We start from the raw sequence: 490 nt of genomic DNA, 5'->3' as shown, positions 1-490 counted from the left end.
AGCGCATCTGCCTCACTAAGCCGTTGAAGACTTTCTCGTTGTCCACTATGAGGACGCTGAGACCCTTGGTAATTCCACCCGCAAAGAGTCTGCTGGTCCTTCCAGTTGCCTGTATGTAAGTTCTCACGTCGGGAATCTCGATGTACCACTTCCCACCCTCTTCCTTCAGGCTTATGAACGGATCTTCGGCAAGCTTCCTGAGAACTTCTTCGTCGCGAAGAACCTTCCTCAGAAACTCCACCAGCTCGCGGAAGACGTTGAGAACGTGGTTGTGGAAGGAGTTGTCTATCGGAAGGCCTTCGGCCAAAGCTTCCTCAATCTTGAGGAGCTCGAACTGAGGGATGTTCCTTATGAGCCTTCTAAGTCTCGCGTGGAGCTTTTCTGCTTCTCTCCTCTGCTCGTCATTCAGAAAGTCCATCACCTCTGTCAGCAGACCAAGCGCACGGTAGATGGTCGGCCTCTCAAGGTCTATTGAGAAGCGGAACTTCGA

1 pseudogene is annotated in these 490 nt (G+C 52.0%); it reads right to left on the bottom strand.

Annotated elements, in window-relative coordinates:
* A pseudogene (locus E3E42_RS11700) lies at window positions 1-490 on the bottom strand (reverse gyrase); the annotation flags it as partial.

Source organism: Thermococcus sp. JdF3, assembly GCF_012027495.1.
GTDB lineage: Archaea > Methanobacteriota_B > Thermococci > Thermococcales > Thermococcaceae > Thermococcus.
Note: the sequence above shows the minus strand (reverse complement) of the source record. Positions and strands in the feature narration are given on the sequence as shown.